Consider the following 20,568-nt stretch of genomic DNA (forward strand, 5'->3'; position numbering starts at 1 on the left):
GTCACGTGGCCGCCCGGACCGGGCGTGTCCGCGCGACGGGATGGCGGACGGGACGCGGCGGGGCCGCCTCGAGGACTCAGGCCACCGGCAGCCGCTCGCGCAGGAACTCCATCGTGGTCGCCCAGGCCAGCGTCGAGGCGGCGGGGTCGTGCCACGGCATGTCGTCGTTGTCGAACGCGTGGTCGGCGCCGGCATACGTCTCGACGACCGTGTCGGGCTGCCGGCGCAGCGACGCCTCGAGCCGGCGAACGGTGTCGGTGTCGATGTAGGAGTCGGCGAGCCCGAAGTGGTGCAGGCTCGGGGCCGTCACCGTCAGGGTCTCGTGCAGCGCCGGCAGCGCCGAGCCGTAGTAGCTGACGAGCGCGTCGAGCGGGGTGCTGCCGTCGAACTCGAGGTGGGCGGCGACGTTGTAGCCGAGCCCACCGCCGAAGCAGAAACCGACGGCGCCGACGCCGCCGGTCACCTCGTCGCGGCCGCGGAGCCACTCGACCGCCGTGGCGGCATCCGACACCGCCATGTCCCAGTCGAGGCGCTGGACGAGCCCCATGCCGCGCTGCAGGGCGTCCTCACCCTCGACCGGCTCGGTCACCCCGAGCCGCCAGTAGATCTCGGGCGCCATGACGACGTAGCCGGCCTCGGCGAGCTGGGCGGCGCGCCGCTGGATGTAGTCGCTGACGCCGAAGATCTCCTGCAGCACCACGATGCCGGGCCCGTGGCCGGTGGGCGGGAGCCAGAGACGCGCGGGCATCTCGCCGGAGCCGGTCGGAATGGTGACGTTGTCGGTCATGGCGCACAGTATGGCGAGCCCGCCTGAACGGCATACGACCCGAGGGCGTATGCCGTGTGCCGGGCCGCCGCGTCAGCGTGCCGTCCGCAGCTGCTGGAGTCGCGCGTCGTACATCCGCACCCGGTGCGCGAGCGCGTCGTGCTCCCGCTCGTGGCGGCGCAGGACCGCGACGAGCGCTACGACGGTGACGACGAGGGCGGCGGCCACGGCGACCAGGACGCGGACGCCGGTGCCGGACTCGGCTCGGCCGGTGGCGAGGAGCACGAGCACGGCAGCGAAGAGTGCGGTCCCTGCGAGCGCGAGAGCGCTCACGCTGTGCGAGGTGGTGCGGTCCTCGGTTTCGAGCGCCTGCTGGGCGATCGCGCGCTCCTCGCGGGCGACCTTGCGGCACAGGTAGGTCGCGGCCGGGAAGCGGTGCGTCGCGCGGCGCCCGCCGTTGCCGGGGCAGCGCCGGTCCGAGGGTGCGTCCGCGAGGTGCTCGAGGTGGCCGGTCCTGCCGGTGCGGGCCGGGCTGGTGGTCAGGGCGGTCATCTGCCGCTCTCCCTTCGTGTGTGTGGGTGGTGCTGACGGGTGGTGACCGCTGGGTGCCCCGTGAGGATCGGGTGCACCCAGCGGTCCGGTGGTGGTGCGGGGCGGCTCAGTCGTCCGAGCCGGCGTGCAGCCGGGCGCCGAGCGCGTAGGCGGCGACGACGAGCGCGGAGGCCGCCAGGACGATGTCCTTGAGCACGTACTGGCCCATCAGCGTCGGGCCGTGCGGGAAGAGCTCGGCCGTGAAGAGCGCGAGCGGCGACATGATGCCGACGAGCGCGCCGGCGAGCACGACGAGCCCGACCCGCAGGAACCTGCCGGTGACGAGGGTGAGCCCGATGACGGTCTCGGTCACGGCGGTCACCAGCACCGCGGTGTGGCCCGAGACGAGGCCGAACGTGAGCCGGTCGAGCGTCGCAGACGCGATCGCCTCGGCCGGGCTGAGCCCGGGGAAGAACTTCAGGACCCCGAAGCCGAGGAAGACCAGCCCGAGGCTGACCCTCAGGACGACGAGGCTGTGCGCGACGAGGACGGCCAGCAGGCGGTCGACCGCGGAGGAGGCCAGCCGGGTGCCCTTCTCCACGAGCGGCGTGAGGCGGGTCGACGGGATGGCCAGGCGGGCGCCGGCACGGGTGGGCGGGTCGATGACGTACTGCGACATGGTGCTCTCTCCTTGAGGTGGAACTGTCGAGACCTCAGAAGGAGCAGGGCCGGTGAAGATACGCCTCCGGCCTTCGTTTGAGTCGACCTACCTAGACGAAAGGTCAACGTTCCCAGTCAAATCGGGCGGCGTGGGCCGCCGCGTCACCAGTTGAGGAGCAGCCGCTGCCGGGCGTCGCGGAAGCCGCCGACGAGGATGACGACGAGGTCGACCAGCCACCAGATCCCGAGTCCGCCGGCCGTGAAGAGCTGCAGCAGCCCGGTGCCCACCTTCCCGACGTAGAAGCGGTGCACGCCGAGGACGCCGAACACCAAGCAGAGGATGGCTGCCGCCAGCCGGGACCGGTCGCTCACCGGCCGCCCGAGGGAGTCCGTGACATACGGCCCGAAGCCGGAGGCGAACCCGGGGGCAGCGTGTGGCTGCTGGGCGGCCTGGACGGGCTTCACCGGCTGGTGCTGCGGGAGCAGCGGACCGAGCTGGTCGGTCCACTCACCGCCGTCCCAGTAGCGCGACTGCGGGCGACCCTCCGGGTCGGGGTACCAGCCCGGCGGGATCTCCTGCGGCACGGGGACGGTGGGCCTCGCCGGCGGGTCCGGCTGGGCGGCTGGCTGGGTCATCGGTCACCTTCCGTAGCACCGCCGGTGCCGGGTCAGGCACGGGATCGGGCGGCTCCCGACCAGCATCGTCGACCGCACCGCCGCACACAGGCGAATCCCGGACGTTCCCACCTCGCCGGGTGACGCCCGGCCGCTTCTCGGTTGCGTGCCCTCTCCTGCACCTGCTCTGCTGATCGCGTGACCGACCTGCGCACCGACCGGCTGACCCTGCGTCCGATCGGCGTCGAGGAGGCCGAGCGCATCGTCTCGCGCCGTCCCGCGCCGCACGACTCCTGGGCGCCGGACTTCCCGTTCGAGGGCGACGTCGTCGGAGCCACCATGTTCCTGCGGGCGACCGCCGCGGACGGCGAGCAGCACCCCTTCGGGCACTACCTGGTGGTCCGCTCCAGCGATGGTCTGGCGGTCGGGGGCATCGGCTTCAAGGGCCGGCCCTCGGACGGCACCGCAGAGATCGGCTACGGCCTCGCGCCGTCTGCGCGCGGCCACGGCTACGCGGCCGAGGCTGTCAGCGCACTCGTCGGGCTCGCCCGGGCCCACGGGTGCTCCCGTGTCATTGCCGACACGGCCCGGGCCAACGTCGCCTCGCAGCGCACCCTCGAGCACGCCGGCTTCACGCGCACGGGCGTCGAGGGCGACCTCCACCTCTACGCCCTCGAGCTCTGACGTCCCCGGTCCTGGCACGCCGAAGCCGTATGCCGCCCAGGGAGGACGTGCGGCATACGGCTTCGGGTGCCGGGCTACATCGGGTTGCCGGCGGGCGGGTCCTCGTCGAAGGCACTGTGCTTGTCGTCGGGCACGCCTGCGGAGGGAGGAGCCGCGTGGTCATGCTGCTCGACGAGCTTGTCGATGCCCTTGTCGACCGAGGCACGAACCTTGGTGACGGTGTCGGCGTGCTTGCCGCCGGTCTTCTCGCTGATCTTGGCCTCGGCCTTGTCGAGGGCGCCGTCGACCCGACCACGGTTCTCGTGGGCGTAGCCGGCCGCAGCCGACATCGCTGTCCTCGCCATCTCGACGAGGGCGTCGCCGAAGTCCTTGGCCTTCTCCTGGAAGTGGACCTCGTCCGCCTTGTGCTTCATCTGCTCACCGAACGACACGGTGTCTCCTCGTCTCGCACTGGTCCGGCCCACGCCGGACGTCCTGCTCCTACCGTCATACCCGCGGCATGGCCGCCGCAACCGGGGTCGACCCGGACTCGACCCTGAGAGACCCCCGACCGGCCGGGATGTCTGGTTCGTCACGACGGCCGGCGATCCGCGCCATCACGGCGTGCCGCGGGCCGCATCGGCGGACAATAGAGATGCAGGCGGGAAGCCTGTCCCACAAGAGAATCGGGTGCACCATGGAACGGCTCGAAGGTCGGGTGGCGCTGGTGACCGGCGCGGCGAGCGGCATCGGGAGGGCCACGGCCCGACGCCTCGCCGAGGAGGGCGCGGCAGTGCTGCTGACCGACGTCAACGACACGCTCGGGGCCGAGACGACGGAGAAGCTGCGGGCGACCGGGGCGGCCGTCGACTACCTGCACCACGACGTCGCGAGCGAGGCCGACTGGGAGGCCGCGGTCGCCAAGGCCGTCGAGGAGTTCGGCCGGCTCGACATCCTCGTCAACAACGCGGGGCTGGGGGACCTGGCCGCCATCGAGGACACCACCCTGGCCGACTGGCAGCGCACTATCTCGATCGACCAGACCGGTGTCTTCCTCGGCATGAAGACGGCGGCACCGCACCTCAAGGCCTCGGGGCGCGGCGCCGTGGTCAACATCAGCTCGATCTTCGGCACGAGCGGCGGGTTCGGCGGCTCACCCGCCTACCACGCTGCCAAGGGTGCGGTCCGCACCCTGACGAAGAACATCGCGCTGCACTGGGCGGCCGAGGGGGTGCGCGTCAACTCGATCCACCCCGGTTTCATCGACACGCCGATCCTCGACCAGGCCAAGGGCACCCCGATCGAGCAGGCCATGACCGACCTGACCCCGATGGGACGCCTCGGTCGCCCGGAAGAGATCGCGGCCGGCGTCGCCTACCTCGTCAGCGACGACGCCAGCTTCGTGACGGGCGCCGAGCTCTACATCGACGGGGGCTTCATCGCGAAGTGACCGCAGACCACATGACCAGCCCAGCGACCACCGAGACCGCCCCGGCGGTGTGACGGGGCACCGGCCGTCCACGGCTCTCAGCCGCGGGCGGCCGACCGCACTGCAGCCTGCACCGCCGCCTGTCCCGCGGCCTGCGCGGCCGACCACGCCCTCGACCCGGCCCACGACAGCACCGACCGGTGGCGGGCCCAGCGCGGGTCGCCCACCGACGGCGCCTGCGGGTCACCGTCGACCGACGCGCCGTCGGGTGCGCCGTCGCCGGCCCGGACCGTCACGAGCGACCGCGCGACGGCGTCGGCCACACCCAGCCGCCCGCCCGGTGGCTCGCCGAGCACGTCGGCCGCGTCGAGCCGGCCCACCATGTCGTGGCCGAGGCTCGGGATGAGCGAGTGCACCGTGCCGCTCGGCACGTCGACGAGCGCGCCCGCGACACGCGCCACGGCACCGACCGGTGCCAGCCACACGGGAAGCTGCAGGCGAAGCAGGCGGGCGCGGGCGGCATACGTCCTCAGCAGCTCGACGTAGCTGAGCCGGTCAGGCCCGACGACGTCGAGGTGCCCGGTCACGTCGGGTCGCTCGAGCGCCTCGGCGAGGAACCACACGGCATCCGCGACGGCGACCGGCTGGATCACCGAGCCGCCCATCCACGCCGGCACGGTCTGCACGAGCCCCAGCCGGTGGGACATCTGCCGCATCACCTCGAAGCTCGTCGAGCCGGCCCCGATGACCATCGAGGCGCGCAGCGTCAGCACCGAGCAGTCTGCCGTCGCGAGCACCTCCTCGACCTCGAGGCGTGAGAGCAGGTGGTCCGACAGCTCGCCGTCGGGCAGGTCGGGCACGATCCCCGAGAAGTAGACGAGGCGGGAGGCACCGGCGACGCCCGCGGCATACGCCACGTTGTCGGCGGCTTGGCGGTCCAGGCGCATGAAGTCGTCGTCGTCGAGGCCGTGCACGAGGTAGCAGACCGCGTCGACCCCCTCGAGGGCCGCGAGGACGCGCTGCTCGTCCTGCACGTCGACGCGCCGCCACTCGACGTCGCCGGACCACGGGTATGCCGTCGCCGGGCTCCGGTGGTGCGTGGCCACGACCTCGTGGCCGCGTCGGAGCAGCTCGGGCACCAGCCGCGAGCCGACGTAGCCGCTCGCCCCGACGACGGCGACCCTCATCGCCGCTTGCGCTCGCGCCGGTCGCGACGTAAGGAGCCGAGGAGGTCGGTGGCCGAGCGGACGAGGTCGAGACCGCCGTCGCCGGAGTCGTCGGAGCCGTCGACGGTCTCGTCGCTGCCACGCCCCTGCACGGACATGCAGGTCAGGAAGCGCTCGATGAGCGGGTCGGAGGCGCGCTGCACCAGGCCGGAGCCGAAGTCCATCGGGAAGCCGAGGAAGACGAGGTCGGTCGCGAGCCGGGCGCGGGTGCGGTTGCCGTCGCCGAGCGGATGCAGCTTCAGGGTGATGTCGATGGTCGCCCGACCGAGGCCGTGGCGCTCCTGCCCGGTAGCGGCGAGACGGGCGTGGCCCGCGTCCTCGTCGCGCTCGGTCATCGAGCCGGTGCCGTCGAAGTAGAGCGACAGCGGGCCCAGCTTGGCCCGGATCTCGCCGACGAAGTCGTCGCCGTGGACCTGCGTGACCCTGGCCCCGGGGAAGCAGCGCCCGATCCGGTGCAGGTCCATGAAGTGCGCCCACACCGCGTCGAGCGGTGCGTCGAGCTCCTGCTCGTGCCCGAGTCTCATCGCGCTCCTTCCGCCGGCACCAACGGTGGCATACCCGGCGCCTCCCCGACAGGGGCGGTCCGCGCTGCAGCGGGCGGGTCAGTGGGTGGCGGCTCCCGGCACCAGCTCCCAGTGGATGCCGTCGCCCCAGCCGTCGCCCGCGACCCGGTCGACGGCGTGCTCGCGGCCGAACTCGGTGAACCCGACCGAGCGCAGGACCGCGTTGCTCGCCTCGTTGTCGGCGGCCGTCTCGGCGACGAGCCGGCGCAGCCCGAGCCCGCCCTCGCTCGTGGGCGCCAGCGCGTGGGCCACCGCGAGCCGCGCCGCCTCCTTGGCGGCCCCACGGCCGCGGGCGCTGGGGAAGAACTGGTAGCCGAGCTCGGCCACGTCGGTGATCGGGCCGCTGCGGCTGAACACCGTGACGCTGCCGAGTGCCCGGTCGGTCTCGACGTCCGCGACGCACCAGTCGATGCCGCTGCCCTCGGCCATCCGCTCCTGCCGGTTGTGCACCCACGTGAGGAAGCTCTCGCGGCGGATGATCGACCGCGACGGCATCCAGTGCTCCGGGTCGTCGCGCACCTCGACGGCGTCGATGTCCTCGGCCCGCCACGGGCGCAGACGGACCCGCTGACCCTCGACGGGGGTCGCGGCCAGCCAGGGCGCCTGGGGCGAGAGGGGGTCGCCAGGGGCGATGCTCGCCATCCACGTGTCGAGCGCCTCCGCGCCGCCGTCGGGGTCCGGGTGGCTCGCCGGCAGGGTGCCGTGGAAGGTGAAGCCGGCCGCCCACGCCGTGCGGCGCGAGCCCCAGTTGCCGACGACGGCGCGCCAGTGGATCCGGCGCACCGGCACGCCCCAGACAGGGGTCTCGAACGCGTACTTCACGACCAGCCGGACGGCCCGCGACATCAGCCCGCGGCCGCGCGCGTCGGGGTGCAGGCCGAAGCCCAGCTCGCCGGCCGAGGCCGCGGCTCCGGGGCGCAGGTCGATCGTGCCGCCGAAGCGGGTCGCGCCACTGTCGTCGGTCCACTCGATCGCCCACGACCGGGTCGCGCGCGGCTCGCCCCAGGCGGCGAGGTTGCCCTCCACGAAGCCGACCGCGTGCTCCCGGGTGTAGGGCCGCGGCACGGTCGTCCACCGCAGGCTCTGCGGATCGCGGCTCTGCTCCACGATGGCGTCGGCGTCGTCGAGCGAGTGCGCTCGCAGGGTCACGACGCCGTCGGTCAGGGGCTGCACGGTCACGGTTGCGGTCACGCGCCCAGCCTGCCAGCCGGCACACGACCACGTCACCGGCATAAAAAGGGACCGGGAGCCAGCGTGCCGGCTCCCGGTCCTCGAGGTCCGCTTCCCCTCCACAGGCTGCGTTCCGGTGCTCCTTGTACCCAGCCCGGGCGCGCCGCTAACACCTGTCGGGACGCCGGCGAGGAGTCGCTAGGTTGGGGCGATGGAGACCGACGAGGTGCTGGCCCTGCTGGAGAGCGTCGCCGAGGAGGTCATCAACCCGCGGTTCCGCTCGCTGTCCGACGACGAGGTGCACGAGAAGAACCCCGGCGACCTCGTCACCGACGCCGACCGCGAGGCCGAGCAGCTCATCACGGCCGCCCTGGTCGCTGCCTACCCCGAGGCCGTCGTGCTCGGCGAGGAGACCTTCGCCGGCGACCCGGGGCTCATGGAGCGGTATGCCGCCGCCGACCACGCCTTCACCCTCGACCCCGTCGACGGCACGAAGAACTTCGTGCACGGCTCCAAGGACCACGCGGTCATGGTCGCCGAGACCCTCGGCGGGCAGGCGGTCCGCGCCTGGATCTGGCAGCCGCAGCACCGGCGCGGCTACGTCGCCGAGCGCGGCTCGGGCACGTGGCGCCACGACGCCGAGGGCACGCACCGCCTGACCGTGCCGAGCCGGGGCGACGACGAGCTGCGCGGGCGCACGTCGCGCCGCTCGTGGGTCGGCAAGGCGCTCGACGGGCTGCCGCCGATGGAGCTGACCTGGGTCTCGTGCGGCATCGACTACCCCAAGCTCGTCGAGGGCGAGGCCGACTACATCCTCTACCGGCACGCCTCCCCGTGGGACCACGTGCCGGGCTCCCTGCTGCTCGCCGAGGCCGGCGGTGTGCTGGGCACCACCGACGGCGAGGTCTACGGCCCCCGCGACACGCGCCCGCCGGGGCTCGTCGCGGCGGGCAGCCGGACGGCATACGACGCCGTATGCCGTGCGCTCGCCTCGGGCGACCACCCCTCCTGAGCACTGGGGCAGACCAGGGCGCAGGCCGTGACGCACCGTGCCCACTCGACGTGAGATCACATCGAGTGGGCACTGTGCGACGTCGAGTGGGCACTTCGCGACGTCGAGTGGGCACTTCGCGACGTCGAGTGGGCACTGTGCGACGGAGGATCAGTCCTCGTCGGCGTCCTCGGAGGCCTTGAGCGAGGGCTGCGAGCCGACCGCGTCGGTGGTCGCCGCCTCCTTCGCGTCGCGGGCAGCCTGCTGGGCGACGTCCGACGGCTCGTCCGTCTTCTGGTCCTCGACGTACTCCTCCGGGTCCTTGTCGCGGGGCGTGATGCCCTCGGCCCACCGCTGTGCCTCGTAGCGCAGGAACTTCACGGCGATCTCGTGGCGCAGCTCGAGGCTCGCCTGCTGGCGGAAGTCGGCGAGGTCCTGGCGCTCCTCCTCGCCCATGTGGTCGCTGTTGTGCACGTTGGCGTCGACGACGGCGGTCCACCACTCGTCGGAGCCGGTCTCGCTGTCGCCCACCCGGCGCACGGCGTCACGGATCTCGTTGTGGTCCTTGACGGCGTCCTCCACCTCCTCGTCGACAGAGTCGGCATCGGCGCCGCCCGTGCCGAGGCGCAGCAGCTCGGGGTAGAAGTAGCGCTCCTCGGCCTCGGCGTGCACCTCGAGCAGGATCTCGAGCCGCTTCCAGACGGCCGCGAGGCCCTCGAGGTCGTCGCGCGGCCACTCCTCGAGCTCGGCGAACATGCGTCGCTGCTCGTCGTGCTGGCGAAGGATGACGTCGGTGATGTCCACAGGTGTCCCTGCTCTCTCGTTCGGCGTTGTGCGTGCACCCTGTCCCATACCCGCCCCCGCGTTTCGGGGCTGCTCGCCCAGCGGTGCGCGCTCGGCCCGGAGATGCGCGTCCGCCACAGAGGTGCGCGGTGCAACGCGCACTCCTGCGCCGAAGCCGCACCCGTGCGGTGAACGCGGCCCGGGAAATGCCGGTGCCGGTGTCGGCTCCGCCTGCTTGGGTGGGGCCATGAGCACACCTGACCGCACTGACCCGAAGATCGGCTGGGACTGCGTCGCGCTCGACTGCGCCGACCCGGCCGGCGTCGCCACCTTCTACGCCGAGCTCCTCGGAGGGAGCGTCAAGGCCGACCCGGACGGCGACTGGTTCGACGTCGTCTGGGACGGCCCGCGCATCGCCACCCAGCTCGCGCCCGGACACACCTCGCCCGACTGGCCGCGGGGTCAGCAGCAGGCCCACCTCGACTTCGTCGTCGCCGACATCGCCGCCGCCCACGAGCGCGTGCTCGAGCTCGGTGGGAGCGCCCTCGACCCGGTCGAGCCGCCCCAGCCGAAGCCCGAGCGCGGCTTCCGGGTCTACGCCGACCCGGCCGGGCACCCCTTCTGCCTCTGCCGCCCGTCCAAGGACGCCTGGGACTGACAGCCTCAGCCGACCGCCCGGTCGTCTGCTCAGTGGTCTGCCGATCGGTGTGGTCACCGCCCCACCGCTCGACAGACCACCGGGCGAACCACCTGGAGTACGACGCGGTCAGTAGCCGGCGTGGTCCAGCGCCTCGCCGGTCAGCTCGCGGCCGAGCTCGATCATCTCGGCGGCGCGGTGGAAGTCGAGGGTGCGCACGGCGTTGGACGGGACCGAGACCAGCACGTCGGGCGGGTTGCTCGCCATCCGGTACCGCGAGATCAGCGTCGACATGGTGTCGAAGCTCATGTTGAGCAGGTCGACCAGTCCGACGTCGGCGCCCTTCGTCAACAGGGCCTCGGTCGGGGTCTGCGGCACGGCGTCCACCTCCGACGGTGGGAGCGTCGCCTCCGCGTCGAGGTCGCGGCCGTGCCCGCCGAAGCGGCTCGTGATCGCCCTGACCCGCTCCGACTCGAGCACCTCGGCGGCGCTGCGGCGCAGGCGTGAGGTCCACTCCTCGTGCGGCCGCTGCGCCGAGGACTCCTTGACCGGCGTGCTCGGTCCGGGGATGGACCGCATCCCCGAGAGCGACACCGCGATGGTGAGATCTGCCGACGCGGCCGCGGTCGGCTCGATCGGGACGGGGTTGATCAGGCCGCCGTCGACGAGCACCCGCCCGTTGATGACCGCCGGGGTGATGACACCGGGGATCGCGATCGAGGCCCGGATCGCGTGGTCGACCGGACCGTGCTGGAACCACACCTCCCGGCGGGCGTTGATGTCGGTCGCCACCGCCGTGTACGGGATCGGCAGCTCCTCGATCACCGCGCCGTCGAGGATCTCGCCGACCTTGGCGATGATCCGCTCGGCACGGATCGCGCCACCCTGCGCCGGCAGGCCGAGGTCGAGCAGCCGCCACACCTCGCGCTGGGTCAGCCGCCGCGCCCACTCGGTGTACGCCTCCAGCTTCCCCGCCGCGGCCACCCCGCCGACGAGCGCCCCCATCGAGGTGCCGGCGATGGACACGACCTCGAAGCCGCGCTCGGACAGCACCTCCAGGGCCCCGATGTGGGCGTATCCGCGGGCGCCCCCCGAGCCGAGGACGACCGCCGCGCGCATCCCGTCTGCCACGCCTCGACCATAACCGGGGCTCAGGACGTGAGGTACCAGATCTCCATCGCATCGAGCCGGGCCCGGTCCGAGACCATCTCGATCCCGGAGACCCGGTCGCCGTCGACGGTGAAGCGGAAGGCCACCTTGGGCTCACCGCGGAGCGTCCACACCGCGCCGACGCCGCCGTCGAAGGCCGCGAGCCGGGCCGAGCGAGCGCCGCCGTTGAACCGTCCGGCCACGGCCTCCGGCCCGCGCAGCACCTCCGGCGCCCCCATTGCCACGGCCGCGGCGTCGGCCGTCAGCACGACGTCCGGGTCGAGCAGCTCGAGCAGCCGCGCGAAGTCGCCACCGCGGGCCGCGGCGAGGAAGGCGGTCACGACCTCCCGCTCGCGGGTGCGGGTGGGCCCGACCGCCTCCGCGTCGGCCGCACGCACGCGCCGGCGCGCCCGGCTGGCCAGCTGGCGGGTGGCCGCGGGGGAGCGGTCGACGATGTCGGCGATCTGCTCGAACGGCATACCGAAGAGGTCGTGCAGCACGAACGCGAGCCGCTCGGCGGGGGCGAGGGTGTCGAGGACGACGAGCAGGGCCAGGCCGATGCTGTCGGCGAGCTCCGCCTCGCTCGCCGGGTCGGGAGCCGGCCGGACCGGGCCGTCAGGAGCGGCGCCCCCGGGCCGCCCGACGAGCTCGGCCAGGCCGTCGTCCCAGGCGTCCTCGCGCCGCGAGCTGCGCGAGCGCAGCAGGTCGAGGCTGATCCGGCCGACCACGGTCGTCAGCCAGCCGCCGAGGTTGGCGATGTCGTCCGGGTCGCTCCGGCTCAGGCGCAGCCACGCCTCCTGCACGGCATCGTCGGCATCGGCGGCCGAGCCCAGCACGCGGTAGGCGACTGCGCGCAGCCGCGGCCGGTGCTGCTCGAAGTCGCGGGCCAGCCACTGCTCGCGGCCGTCGTCACCCGTCCCGCTCGCCATCCCGCTTCCGGTCCCTGTTGCCATCGCCGTCACATCCTCGGTTCGTCGTCCGTCATAGCACTGACGAGCCGGAGGCACCCGATGTGACACCGGCCCGCCGACCACCGAACGCCAGAACCAGGAGGCTCCCGATGTCCACCGCCACGACGCTCATCTACCCCGTCACCGACCTGCCGGCCGCCAAGAGGGTCTTCACGACCCTGCTCGGCGCCGAGCCGCACACGGACGAGTCCTACTACGTCGGCTACAACGTCGACGGCCAGGAGATCGCCCTCGACCCGAACGGCCACCGCAAGGGCCTGACCGGCGGCACGCCCTACTGGCCGGTCGAGGACCTCGAGGCCACCGTCGCGTCCCTCGTCGGGGCCGGCGCGACCGTCAAGCAGGAGCCGACGGCCGTCGGCGGCGGCCGCAGGGTCGCCGTCCTCGCCGATCCGGACGGCAACATGATCGGCCTGATGCAGGGCTGAGCGCCGGCGAACGACGTCAAGGCCGTCCGGCTTCCTTCACCCGGCCCGAGTGACGCGCCGGCCCCGGGCGGCGCGCACCGTGGTGACGAGGCGGCGACGGTTCACTGGTCGGGAGGTTGATGATGCCCAGGTCACATCTGTTCACCTTCAACCGTGCGGGGCTGCACTGGGGCAGGGGCCTGCTTCTGCTGGGCGTCACGCTGGCGCCGTTGGTGGTTCTGTGGGTCCTCGGGAAGGAGCAGTACTTCCTCGCTGCCGCGTTCGGGGTGATCTTCGCCGCGGCCGCCGACCCGGGTGGCCGGTACGCCTACCGCACCTCCCATCTGACGGTCTTCGTGTTGGCCGGGGCCCTGGTCACTGCGATCGGGTTCGCGATGGGCGCCAGCGCCTGGGGCTGGAAGACCTTGGCAGCGTTCACAGTCACCTTGGCAGCCGGGCTGGCGGCCTTGTACGGCGCCCACCGGTACATCGCCGCGGACATGCTCAACGTCTGGTTCATCGTCGCCCTCGCGCTTGCGAGCGGCTATGTGGCCAGCAACACCGACAGTCCCACCTGGGCGCAGGCGGTGGCGTGGACGGCGGGTTCGGTCCTCTGGCTCGCGGTGGCGTTCCTCGGGTGGCTGGCGCATCGGCGCAAGGAACGGCCCCAGCCCATCGCCGAGCTCCCGGGCGACATCTCCCGGCGGAAGCTGACGGCGCCGTTGGCGACGTTCGCGGTGATCCGCGCGGTGGCCATCGCCATCACCGTGGCCATCGCGTTCGGCCTGGGTCTGGACCATGCCGACTGGATGCCGATCGCGGCCATCGTCGCGATGAAGCCGAGCCTCGAGGAGGCGAGGACGACCAGCGAGCAGCGGCTCGCCGGCGCGTTCATCGGGGCAGTCCTCGCGGCCGTGCTGCTGTCGACAGTCGCGAACCAGCGCGCACTGGAGATCCTCATCGTCGTGTGTCTGGCCCTCGGCTTCGCGGTCCGGTTCGCCAACTACGCGCTGTACTGCGCCGCCATCGCCACTGCCGTGCTGCTCGCCCTGGACCTGCCCAACCCCGGCGATCTCACCTCCGAGGTGCAACGGGTGCTCTTCACCTTCCTCGGCCTCGCCATAGCCCTGATCGTCTTGGTCCTCGCTGGCCTGCTCGCCAAACGGAAGGCCTAGCGCAGCAACCGACGCGACTCGTCCTGTCACGGCCAACTCTTGGGTCAACACCGTCAAGACGTGGTGAGGGCTGTCTCCCGCCTCGATCTCCTGACGATGGTGGCACCTCGGGGGCGGGGGTGGTCACGAGCGGTCGCGTCCGGCCCTGCCGAGGTGCAGTCAGTGCGTGCTCGCCTCCCGCACGGCGGGCGACCAGCTGCGCACCCGACCCCGTCGGGCGAAGCCACGCGCTGCCTCGGCATAGCTCGAGCCCTGCGGCAGGCCGAGCTGTGAGCAGTAGAGCCCCGGCAGGGTGTCCTCGCAGGTGAGCAGCTCCTCGATGGTGGACGACTCGTCCTTGGCGAGCCTGGTGGGGAACGACTCGGGCTGGTCGAGCCAGTCGAGGAAGGTCCTGCGGTCGGACTCGTGAGACATCTGGTTCTCCACTTCGTGGGATGTCGGACTGGTTCCGCTGTCACGACTGATCCGGCGGAAGGTCCCAGCCTCTCGAGCGACACTCCGGGGGCCTAGGGACGAAGGTCCCGAGATGGGCCCCTCCCGAGGGGCCGGGCTGTGGCAGCGGCCGTGTGCAGGGGGCTGAGGGCTGACGACGTATGCCGTCCCGCGAGGCGTGCGGGACGGCATACGTCTGCCCGGGGTCGGCGTCTGCAAACGGTCAGCGGCGCAACGGGATTCGCGGCCCTTCGCCCGGTGCGCATCCTGCCCTGCGACGGGGGGTCTTGCGCTGTTCGCGGCAAGTGGGCACTATGGACGGGCGCATGTAAGCGCTTACAACGCAGGCTCGACGATGAGACGCGAAAGGTGGTGCCCGATGGCGAGTGCACGAAAGCCGGCCGGCCAGGCCTCCGCGCACGTCTCCGCCGCAAGCCCCGCCGGCGCCACGATCTACTCCGTCGCCGAGCGCGCCGGCGTCTCCATCGCGACGGTCTCACGGGTGCTCCAAGGTGCCGGCACCGTCTCGCCCAAGACGACCCAGAAGGTCCTCGACGCGGTCGAGCAGCTCAACTACGTGCCGCTCGGAGCCGCCCGCAGCCTCGCCGTGCGCCACCACGAGGCCCACGGCCTCGTGCTGCCCGAGCTTTCCGGCCCCTACTACGCGGAGCTGCTCATCGGCTTCGAGTCGCGCGCCGCCGAGCTCGGCCAGAGCGTCACCCTGATGCTGACCGAGGGCAAGGCCGACATCGCCCGGGCCGTGCGCCAGCTCGCCACCCACGTCGACGCCATCGCCGTGCTCGGCTCGGCCGCGATGCCGCCCGCGGTGGCCCGTGCCCTCCACGGCCAGAAGCCCGTCGTCATCATCGCCGGCGCCCTGCAGGACGGCATCGAGAGCGTGCGGGCCGAGAACGCCCACAGCGCCGAGCAGCTCACCGAGCACGTGCTCGCCCACGGCCGCACCCGGCTGCTCTTCGTCGGCGACCCCGACGGCGCCCCGGACATCGCCGAGCGCCACGCCGGCTTCGTCGCCGCCCACCGGGCGCGCGGTGTCGAGCCCGCCGAGCCGCTGCGCGTCCCGTTCCGGGAGGGTGCGGGTGAGGCGGTCGCCGAGCGGATCCTCGCCGGCGAGCTCGAGGCCGACGGCCTGGTGTGCGCCAACGACGAGCTCGCGCTCGCGATCATGTCGCACCTGCAGGACGCCGGCCGTGACGTGCCCGGCGAGATCGCCGTCGTGGGCTGGGACGACGTGATGGCGGCCCGCTACGTCCGCCCCGGCCTCACCACCGTGCGCCAGCCCGTCCGCGACCTCGGCGTCCTCGCCGCCGACCGCCTCCACCAGCGGGTCGCCGGCGGCCAGCCCGAGCTCGAACCCAAGGTCCTGCCCACCGAGCTCGTGATCCGAGGCTCCTGCGGCTGCCCGCCGGGCTGAGCGCCCGTCGCTCTCCCCGAAGCCACCCCGAACCGACGCCCCTGCCCCGACCTCAACCCCGCCCACCCCGACACAGCCGTCGGGACCCCGAGAAAGTGAGAGACCGATGAGACGCACCACAGCCATCACGGTCGCGTGCATGACCGCCGCGGCCCTCACCGTGACCGCCTGCGGTCGCAACGCCGACGCCGGCGGCAGCACCGGCGGACAGACCGGCGCCGCCATCAGCACCGGAAAGGCCAGCGGCACGATCACCGTCTGGGCGATGGGCGCCGAGGGGGACAACCTGCCCAAGCTGACCAAGGACTTCGAGACCGCCAACCCCGGCGTCAAGGTCCAGGTCACCGCGATCCCGTGGGATGCCGCGCACGACAAGTTCACCGCCGCCATCGCCGCCGGCAAGACGCCGGACGTTGCCATGGTCGGCACCACGTGGATGGGCGAGTTCGCGAGCAGCAACGCCATCGACCCGACGCCGGCATCGATCGACAAGTCGTCCTTCTTCGAGGGCGCCCAGAAGACCACCGAGGTGGGCGGGACCTCCTACGGCATCCCGTGGTACGTCGAGACGCGCGTCGTCTACTACCGCAGCGACCTGGCCAAGAAGGCCGGCTTCGAGACGGTCCCGAACAACTGGCAGGGCCTCAAGGACATGGCCAAGGCCATGCAGACCAAGGCCGGTGCCAAGTGGGGCATCGGCCTGCAGGCCGGTGGCGAGGGCTCGTGGCAGACCGTGATGCCGTTCGCCTGGAGCGAGGGCGCCGACCTCACCAAGGACGGCGGCAAGGCATACAACTTCGACAGCCCCCAGCTGCTCAAGGCCACGAAGTACTACCAGTCGTTCTTCACCGACGGCATCTCCGACAAGAGCGCCCCGGCGACCCCGACCACCGAGCCGGACTTCGCCAGCGGCAAGGTGCCGATGTTCATCTCCGGCCCGTGGGAGATGTCGGCCGTCGAGAAGGTCGGTGGCGCCGGATTCAAGGACAAGTACAACGTCGCGCCGATCCCCGCCGGCTCGGCCGGGTCGTCCTCGTTCGTCGGCGGCTCCAACTTCGTCGTCTTCAAGAACACGAAGAACCGTGACACGGCGTGGAAGTTCGTCCAGTGGCTGGCCGACCCGAAGGTCCAGGCGAAGTGGTACTCGATCTCCACCGACCTGCCGTCGGTCAAGAGCGCCTGGCAGGACCCGTCCCTGGCCTCGGACAAGAAGCTCGCCGTCTTCGGCAAGCAGCTCGAGACCGCCAAGGCGCCCCCGTCGTTCCCCACGTGGGAGCAGGCCGTGAAGGGGCTCGACACCGAGATGGAGAAGATCACCAAGACCGGTGAGGACCCGGCCCAGGGCCTCAAGACGGCCCAGCAGCAGGCCGACTCCATCGGCACGGGAATGTGACCCGATGACCGCCCAGACCGCCCAGACCGGAGCGGCGACCTCCCGCCGGCGAGCCGACTCGGCCCGCCGGCGGGAGGGGCGGGCGGCCTGGATCCTCGCCGTCCCGTTCTGCCTGCTCTTCCTCGCCTTCACCGCGTGGCCGGTGATCCAGTCGCTCTTCATGAGCTTCACCGACACGAAGGCCCGTGACCTGCGGAACCCCTTCAACGTCAACGTCATCGGCTTCGACAACTTCGCCAAGGCGCTGTCGGACCCGCTCTTCCGCACGGCGGCCGGCAACACCGCCTACTTCGTGCTGGTCGGTATGCCGCTGACACTCGTCGTCGCGCTCGCCGCCGCGGTCGCCCTCGACAAGGGGATCACTCGTTTCCGTGCGATCTTCCGCCTCGGCTTCTACATGCCGGTCATCACCTCGATCGTCGCGGTGGCCGTCGTGTGGCGCTTCCTCCTGCAGAACCCCGGCGGGCTTCTCAACACGGTGCTCGGCTGGGTCGGCATCGACGGGCCCAACTGGCTCGGCGACCCGCACTGGTCGATGCCCTCCCTGATCCTCATGGCCTCGTGGCGCAACTTCGGCACCGCGATGATCATCTTCCTCGCCGGCCTGCAGGCGGTCCCGGCCGAGCTCCACGAGGCCGCCGCCATCGACGGTGCGAGCGCCTGGAAGCGGTTCCGGCACGTCACGATGCCGCTGCTGCGGCCGACCCTGCTCTTCGTCATGGTCACGACCGCCATCGGCTACCTGCAGTTCTTCGAGGAGCCGTTCGTCATGACCAAGGGCGGTCCCCTCAACAGCACCGTCTCGCTGTCGATGTACACCTACCAGCAGTTCGGCTTCGGCAACTACGGCCTGGCCTCGGCGATGAGCTACCTCATCTTCGTCGTCATCGCGATCGTCACGGCCATCCAGTTCCGGGTTCTGCGAGAGAGGAGCTGACATGTCCGTCGACACCACGACCCGCACACCGGAGGCCCAGCCAGAGCGTGGTGCGCGGGCAGCCCAGCCCCGCAGGCGCTCCCGGGCGCCACACACCGGGATGGTCGGCTCGACCCAGGGCGGCCGCTGGTGGCTCTACCTCATCCTCGTCGTCGCGCTCGTCGCCGTCGTCGCGCCGTTCGTGTGGATGGTGCTCGGCAGCTTCAAGGGCGAGGGCGAGCTGCGCCAGGTCCCGCCGACGTGGCTGCCCCAGCACGCCTCGCTCGACAACTACACGCAGCTGTTCAGCAAACTCAACTTCGGGCAGTACTTCACCAACTCGATCGTCGTCGCCGTCGTCGTCACGGCCGGCAACCTCGTCTTCTGCTCGATGCTCGGCTACGCCCTGGCGATGCTCGACTTCAAGGGCAAGCGGGTCATCTTCGTGGCCGTCATGACCACCCTGATGATCCCCGGCGTCGTCACCTTCGTGCCGCTCTTCGTCCTCGTGGCCAACGCCGGCCTCGTCGACACGATCCCCGGCCTGTTCCTGCCCTTCCTCGTCAGCCCGTTCGGCGTGTTCCTCATGCGCCAGTTCATCCTCGGCCTGCCCAGGGACCTGCTCGACGCCGGCCGCGTCGACGGCGCCGGCGAGCTGCGGATCTTCTTCCGCATCATCCTGCCGCTCTGCGGCCCCGCGCTCGCGACGCTCGGGATTCTCACCTTCCTCGGCAGCTGGAACAACTTCCTGTGGCCGCTCGTCGTCGCCCAGTCCGAGGACAGGTACACCCTCCCGGTGGCCCTGGCCCTCTACTCGACCGGCCAGAACAGCACGAACTACGGGCTGCTCCTCGCCGGCGCCACGGTTGTCATCATCCCGATCCTCGTCGTCTTCCTCATCTTCCAGAAGCGGTTCATCGAGGGCATCGCCACCACCGGCCTCAAGTAGCCCCACCCCCGGAAACAGGAGCACCGCACCATGTCCGAGAAGAAGCTCACCACCCCCACCCGTCGGTCCTTGCTCGTCGGCGGGGCGGCCTCCGTCGCCGCCTTCGCGCTCACCCCGTCGGCGTATGCCGGGTCGCGCCCCAGCGCTGCCGGGACCCGACCCAGCGCCGCCGGGACCCGACCTGCGTATGCCGTCCGCTCCCTCGAAAGCGCCACCGTGCGCACCTGGGCGGCCGACACGTGGCGCAGCCTCGTCGCCATGACCGACCCGAGGACGGGACTGCCGGCTGACAACATCCCCGAGTCGCTCGCGGCCGGCGACCGGTCGGGCTACACCTCGCCGACGAACATCGGCGGCTACCTCTGGTCGACGATCGCCGCGCGCGAGCTCGGCATCATCACTCGCGGTGAGGCCACGGCCCGCCTGGTCCGGACCCTCAAGACCGTCTACCGGATGGAGCACCACGCACCGAGCGGCATGTACTTCAACTGGTACGACGAGGCCACCGCCCAGACCCTGCACACCTGGCCCGGCTCCGGCGACAAGGTCGTCCCGTTCTGCTCGAGCGTCGACAACGGCTGGCTCGGCGCGGCCCTGCTCGTCGTCCAGAACGCCGACCACGGGGCAGCCCCGTGGGCCAAGCGGATCTTCGAGCGGATGCGCTGGGACGCGTTCTACAACGACAACAGCGACCCCGCCCACCAGGTGCGCCCCGGCGGCCTCATCCACGGCGGCTTCTACCCCTACGAGGACGGCCGCCCCGGCGGCACCTACCAAGGCACCCACATCGGCGGCGACCCCGTCTGGCTCACGACGCACCACTACGACACGACCGTGTCGGAGACCCGCATCACGAGCTACCTCGGCATCCTCACCGGCCAGATCCCGCCGAAGCAGTACTTCGCGATGTGGCGCACCTTCCCCGCCACCTGCGACTGGTCCTGGCACGAGATGCAGCCGGTCGGGCAGAACCGCACCTACTACGGCATCGACGTCTACGAGGGCGCCTACACCTACCGTGGCAAGCACATCGTGCCCGGCTGGGGCGGCTCGATGTTCGAGGAGCTCATGCCCGACGTCTTCGTCGACGAGGCCGCCTGGGCGCCGAACTCGTGGGGCCGCAACCACCCGCTGCACGTCCGGGCGCAGCGCGAGCACGGCCTGATCGAGGCGGGCTACGGCTACTGGGGCTTCAGCCCGTCGAGCAACCCGGCCGGCGGCTACCGCGAGTACGGCGTCGACGCCCTCGGCCTCAACCCCGACGGCTACTTCTCCGACCAGGAGATGACGAACTACGACCCCGGCTTCGGTGACTGCCGGCCTGCGACGAACCCCAACCCGACCTACGGCGACGGCGTCGTCACCCCGCACGCCTCGTTCCTGGCGATGATGCACGAGCCGGACGAGGCGTTCACGAACCTCGCGCGCATCCAGACCGAGCTCAAGGCATACGGCCGCGGTGGCTTCTTCGACGCCGTCGCGGTCCGGTCGGGCCAGGTCGCGCGGCGCTACCTCTCTCTCGACCAGGCGATGATCATGGGCGCGGTCGGCAACGTGCTCGGCCACGACGTGATCCGCCGCGCGTTCAGCACCCCGGCCGTCGAGCGGGCCCTGCGGCCCGTCATCGGCATCGAGGAGTTCGGCGCCAGCCCGGTCGTCTGACCGGTCGCCCGATCCCTCCTTCCTGACCCCCCGACCGACGAAAGGCAC

23 protein-coding genes are annotated in these 20,568 nt (G+C 71.8%); 11 read left to right on the plus strand and 12 right to left on the minus strand.

Annotation, left to right across the window (positions count from 1 at the left end):
* Positions 1–76: 76 nt before the first annotated feature.
* The 4 genes from AB0316_RS02675 to AB0316_RS02690 all read right to left on the minus strand — a co-directional run bounded on the left by AB0316_RS02675 (position 77) and on the right by AB0316_RS02690 (position 2,593).
* Complete coding sequence (locus AB0316_RS02675; protein ID WP_366270221.1) at positions 77–787, minus strand: dienelactone hydrolase family protein; 711 nt, start codon at positions 785–787, stop codon at positions 77–79.
* Positions 788–859: 72 nt separating this feature from the next.
* Complete coding sequence (locus AB0316_RS02680; protein ID WP_366270222.1) at positions 860–1,318, minus strand: hypothetical protein; 459 nt, start codon at positions 1,316–1,318, stop codon at positions 860–862.
* Positions 1,319–1,424: 106 nt separating this feature from the next.
* Complete coding sequence (locus AB0316_RS02685) at positions 1,425–1,976, minus strand: DoxX family membrane protein (protein WP_366270224.1); 552 nt, start codon at positions 1,974–1,976, stop codon at positions 1,425–1,427.
* Between the two features lie 143 nt (positions 1,977–2,119).
* Positions 2,120–2,593 (minus strand): NINE protein, encoded by a 474-nt coding sequence (locus AB0316_RS02690; protein ID WP_366270226.1) that lies wholly within the window; start codon positions 2,591–2,593, stop codon positions 2,120–2,122.
* Between the two features lie 177 nt (positions 2,594–2,770).
* On the opposite strand from AB0316_RS02690, the gene AB0316_RS02695 reads away from it, so the two are divergent.
* Positions 2,771–3,256: a GNAT family N-acetyltransferase gene (locus AB0316_RS02695; RefSeq protein ID WP_366270228.1), complete on the plus strand. Its 486-nt coding sequence runs from the start codon at positions 2,771–2,773 to the stop codon at positions 3,254–3,256.
* A 74-nt stretch (positions 3,257–3,330) separates the two neighbouring features.
* Here AB0316_RS02695 and AB0316_RS02700 read toward each other — a convergent pair whose 3' ends face one another.
* A complete protein-coding gene (locus AB0316_RS02700) occupies positions 3,331–3,687 on the minus strand; it encodes an antitoxin (RefSeq protein ID WP_366270229.1) in 357 nt (118 codons plus the stop codon).
* A gap of 245 nt (positions 3,688–3,932) precedes the next feature.
* On the opposite strand from AB0316_RS02700, the gene AB0316_RS02705 reads away from it, so the two are divergent.
* Entirely contained in the window at positions 3,933–4,685 is a 753-nt protein-coding gene (locus AB0316_RS02705) for an SDR family oxidoreductase (protein WP_366270230.1), read from the plus strand.
* Positions 4,686–4,762: 77 nt separating this feature from the next.
* Here the strand turns inward: AB0316_RS02705 and AB0316_RS02710 are convergent, their stop codons facing one another.
* The 3 genes from AB0316_RS02710 to AB0316_RS02720 form a co-directional block, all read right to left on the minus strand.
* Positions 4,763–5,851: an NAD(P)H-binding protein gene (locus tag AB0316_RS02710; RefSeq protein WP_366270232.1), complete on the minus strand. Its 1,089-nt coding sequence runs from the start codon at positions 5,849–5,851 to the stop codon at positions 4,763–4,765.
* Positions 5,848–6,414 (minus strand): SRPBCC domain-containing protein, encoded by a 567-nt coding sequence (locus AB0316_RS02715; protein ID WP_366270233.1) that lies wholly within the window; start codon positions 6,412–6,414, stop codon positions 5,848–5,850. Before AB0316_RS02715 ends, AB0316_RS02710 begins: the two co-directional genes overlap by 4 nt.
* A 78-nt stretch (positions 6,415–6,492) precedes the next feature.
* Positions 6,493–7,644 carry a GNAT family N-acetyltransferase gene (locus AB0316_RS02720; protein WP_366270235.1) on the minus strand — a complete coding sequence of 384 codons (1,152 nt, stop codon included), beginning with the start codon at positions 7,642–7,644 and terminating at the stop codon, positions 6,493–6,495.
* A gap of 190 nt (positions 7,645–7,834) precedes the next feature.
* Here AB0316_RS02720 and AB0316_RS02725 point away from each other — a divergent pair, with 190 nt between their 5' ends.
* Positions 7,835–8,635, plus strand: a complete 801-nt coding sequence (locus tag AB0316_RS02725; protein WP_366270237.1) for an inositol monophosphatase — start codon at positions 7,835–7,837, stop codon at positions 8,633–8,635.
* A 150-nt stretch (positions 8,636–8,785) separates the two neighbouring features.
* Here the strand turns inward: AB0316_RS02725 and AB0316_RS02730 are convergent, their stop codons facing one another.
* Positions 8,786–9,418: a hemerythrin domain-containing protein gene (locus AB0316_RS02730; RefSeq protein WP_366270239.1), complete on the minus strand. Its 633-nt coding sequence runs from the start codon at positions 9,416–9,418 to the stop codon at positions 8,786–8,788.
* A gap of 226 nt (positions 9,419–9,644) precedes the next feature.
* On the opposite strand from AB0316_RS02730, the gene AB0316_RS02735 reads away from it, so the two are divergent.
* Positions 9,645–10,055 (plus strand): VOC family protein, encoded by a 411-nt coding sequence (locus AB0316_RS02735; RefSeq protein WP_366270242.1) that lies wholly within the window; start codon positions 9,645–9,647, stop codon positions 10,053–10,055.
* 108 nt (positions 10,056–10,163) lie between these two features.
* On the opposite strand, the gene AB0316_RS02740 is transcribed toward AB0316_RS02735, so the two are convergent.
* Together AB0316_RS02740 and AB0316_RS02745 are read right to left on the minus strand one after the other, a co-directional pair.
* Positions 10,164–11,165 carry a patatin-like phospholipase family protein gene (locus AB0316_RS02740; protein WP_366270243.1) on the minus strand — a complete coding sequence of 334 codons (1,002 nt, stop codon included), beginning with the start codon at positions 11,163–11,165 and terminating at the stop codon, positions 10,164–10,166.
* Between the two features lie 20 nt (positions 11,166–11,185).
* Positions 11,186–12,136 (minus strand): sigma-70 family RNA polymerase sigma factor, encoded by a 951-nt coding sequence (locus tag AB0316_RS02745; protein ID WP_366270245.1) that lies wholly within the window; start codon positions 12,134–12,136, stop codon positions 11,186–11,188.
* A gap of 107 nt (positions 12,137–12,243) precedes the next feature.
* Between AB0316_RS02745 and AB0316_RS02750 the strand changes: the two genes are divergently transcribed.
* Both AB0316_RS02750 and AB0316_RS02755 read left to right on the plus strand, forming a co-directional pair.
* Complete coding sequence (locus tag AB0316_RS02750; protein ID WP_366270247.1) at positions 12,244–12,582, plus strand: VOC family protein; 339 nt, start codon at positions 12,244–12,246, stop codon at positions 12,580–12,582.
* 119 nt (positions 12,583–12,701) lie between these two features.
* A complete protein-coding gene (locus tag AB0316_RS02755; protein ID WP_366270249.1) occupies positions 12,702–13,736 on the plus strand; it encodes an FUSC family protein in 1,035 nt (344 codons plus the stop codon).
* Between the two features lie 159 nt (positions 13,737–13,895).
* Here AB0316_RS02755 and AB0316_RS02760 read toward each other — a convergent pair whose 3' ends face one another.
* Positions 13,896–14,150 (minus strand): hypothetical protein, encoded by a 255-nt coding sequence (locus AB0316_RS02760; protein WP_366270251.1) that lies wholly within the window; start codon positions 14,148–14,150, stop codon positions 13,896–13,898.
* Positions 14,151–14,547: 397 nt separating this feature from the next.
* On the opposite strand from AB0316_RS02760, the gene AB0316_RS02765 reads away from it, so the two are divergent.
* The 5 genes from AB0316_RS02765 to AB0316_RS02785 all read left to right on the plus strand — a co-directional run bounded on the left by AB0316_RS02765 (position 14,548) and on the right by AB0316_RS02785 (position 20,520).
* The gene (locus AB0316_RS02765) at positions 14,548–15,600 is read left to right on the plus strand and encodes a LacI family DNA-binding transcriptional regulator (RefSeq protein ID WP_366270253.1); all 1,053 of its coding nucleotides are present in this window, start codon (positions 14,548–14,550) and stop codon (positions 15,598–15,600) included.
* 139 nt (positions 15,601–15,739) lie between these two features.
* Entirely contained in the window at positions 15,740–16,993 is a 1,254-nt protein-coding gene (locus tag AB0316_RS02770; RefSeq protein ID WP_366270254.1) for a sugar ABC transporter substrate-binding protein, read from the plus strand.
* Between the two features lie 4 nt (positions 16,994–16,997).
* On the plus strand, positions 16,998–17,930 hold the full coding sequence (locus AB0316_RS02775) for a sugar ABC transporter permease (RefSeq protein ID WP_366270256.1): 933 nt from the start codon (positions 16,998–17,000) through the stop codon (positions 17,928–17,930).
* A 100-nt stretch (positions 17,931–18,030) separates the two neighbouring features.
* Positions 18,031–18,858 (plus strand): carbohydrate ABC transporter permease, encoded by an 828-nt coding sequence (locus AB0316_RS02780; RefSeq protein ID WP_366271283.1) that lies wholly within the window; start codon positions 18,031–18,033, stop codon positions 18,856–18,858.
* A gap of 30 nt (positions 18,859–18,888) precedes the next feature.
* Complete coding sequence (locus AB0316_RS02785) at positions 18,889–20,520, plus strand: glucoamylase family protein (protein WP_366270258.1); 1,632 nt, start codon at positions 18,889–18,891, stop codon at positions 20,518–20,520.
* Positions 20,521–20,568 lie beyond the last annotated feature (48 nt).

The organism is Terrabacter sp. NPDC080008 (genome assembly GCF_040702505.1).
GTDB lineage: Bacteria > Actinomycetota > Actinomycetes > Actinomycetales > Dermatophilaceae > Terrabacter.

Coding starts and splice junctions, on each gene's coding strand:
- AB0316_RS02765 (WP_366270253.1), top strand. CDS start 14,548: ATGGCGAGTGCACGAAAGCCGGCCGGCCAGGCCTCCGCGCACGTCTCC.
- AB0316_RS02725 (WP_366270237.1), top strand. CDS start 7,835: ATGGAGACCGACGAGGTGCTGGCCCTGCTGGAGAGCGTCGCCGAGGAG.
- AB0316_RS02680 (WP_366270222.1), bottom strand. CDS start 1,318: ATGACCGCCCTGACCACCAGCCCGGCCCGCACCGGCAGGACCGGCCAC.
- AB0316_RS02780 (WP_366271283.1), top strand. CDS start 18,031: ATGGTCGGCTCGACCCAGGGCGGCCGCTGGTGGCTCTACCTCATCCTC.
- AB0316_RS02735 (WP_366270242.1), top strand. CDS start 9,645: ATGAGCACACCTGACCGCACTGACCCGAAGATCGGCTGGGACTGCGTC.
- AB0316_RS02745 (WP_366270245.1), bottom strand. CDS start 12,136: ATGGCAACAGGGACCGGAAGCGGGATGGCGAGCGGGACGGGTGACGAC.
- AB0316_RS02715 (WP_366270233.1), bottom strand. CDS start 6,414: ATGAGACTCGGGCACGAGCAGGAGCTCGACGCACCGCTCGACGCGGTG.
- AB0316_RS02705 (WP_366270230.1), top strand. CDS start 3,933: ATGGAACGGCTCGAAGGTCGGGTGGCGCTGGTGACCGGCGCGGCGAGC.
- AB0316_RS02760 (WP_366270251.1), bottom strand. CDS start 14,150: ATGTCTCACGAGTCCGACCGCAGGACCTTCCTCGACTGGCTCGACCAG.
- AB0316_RS02755 (WP_366270249.1), top strand. CDS start 12,702: ATGATGCCCAGGTCACATCTGTTCACCTTCAACCGTGCGGGGCTGCAC.
- AB0316_RS02690 (WP_366270226.1), bottom strand. CDS start 2,593: ATGACCCAGCCAGCCGCCCAGCCGGACCCGCCGGCGAGGCCCACCGTC.
- AB0316_RS02750 (WP_366270247.1), top strand. CDS start 12,244: ATGTCCACCGCCACGACGCTCATCTACCCCGTCACCGACCTGCCGGCC.
- AB0316_RS02770 (WP_366270254.1), top strand. CDS start 15,740: ATGACCGCCGCGGCCCTCACCGTGACCGCCTGCGGTCGCAACGCCGAC.
- AB0316_RS02775 (WP_366270256.1), top strand. CDS start 16,998: ATGACCGCCCAGACCGCCCAGACCGGAGCGGCGACCTCCCGCCGGCGA.
- AB0316_RS02710 (WP_366270232.1), bottom strand. CDS start 5,851: ATGAGGGTCGCCGTCGTCGGGGCGAGCGGCTACGTCGGCTCGCGGCTG.
- AB0316_RS02785 (WP_366270258.1), top strand. CDS start 18,889: ATGTCCGAGAAGAAGCTCACCACCCCCACCCGTCGGTCCTTGCTCGTC.
- AB0316_RS02685 (WP_366270224.1), bottom strand. CDS start 1,976: ATGTCGCAGTACGTCATCGACCCGCCCACCCGTGCCGGCGCCCGCCTG.
- AB0316_RS02675 (WP_366270221.1), bottom strand. CDS start 787: ATGACCGACAACGTCACCATTCCGACCGGCTCCGGCGAGATGCCCGCG.